This window comes from Campylobacter sp. 2018MI01 (assembly GCF_018501205.1).
In the GTDB taxonomy this organism is placed as follows: domain Bacteria; phylum Campylobacterota; class Campylobacteria; order Campylobacterales; family Campylobacteraceae; genus Campylobacter_E.
In genome coordinates, this window is the sequence record NZ_JAHCZE010000180.1 from 1 (window position 1) to 412 (window position 412).

Genomic DNA, 412 nt, shown 5'->3' on the forward strand with positions numbered 1-412 from the left:
GTATACCGGAGGTTGTCGTCGACGGATCGACCGGGCATCTCGTCGACGGGGTCCCAACCGACTTGTCGACCCCAGAAGATGTCGCGGCCCTCGAGTCCGCCTTCGCAGCCGCTATCAACGACCTCACTCGAAACATGGAACGCGCCAAAGCCTTCGGAACCGCCGGTCGTCCGCGTTGCATTGACGAATTCTCCTGGCCTCGAATCGCTGCGCAAACCGTCGAGGTCTACCAGACGGCAATCAAGCGTCACGGCTGACGGCTCGCCTTGTACAGTCGTGCCCGGCTCGAAGGAGCCGGGCACGATCGTTAGTCATCTGCGTCAGCCGACGACGTCCTTGAAACACGCGAGCAGTTCCTGGGCTTCGTCTGCGTTGAGTTCAACAACCAGCCGACCGCCACCTTCGACTGGAA

2 protein-coding genes are annotated in these 412 nt (G+C 61.4%); one reads left to right on the forward strand and one right to left on the reverse strand.

Annotated elements, in window-relative coordinates:
* Positions 1-257: glycosyltransferase (locus KJQ97_RS10115; RefSeq protein WP_502756491.1), on the forward strand; the 257-nt coding region annotated here is incomplete at its 5' end.
* A gap of 63 nt (positions 258-320) precedes the next feature.
* Here KJQ97_RS10115 and KJQ97_RS10120 read toward each other — a convergent pair.
* Positions 321-412: DUF3117 domain-containing protein (locus tag KJQ97_RS10120; protein WP_214120720.1), on the reverse strand; the 92-nt coding region annotated here is incomplete at its 5' end.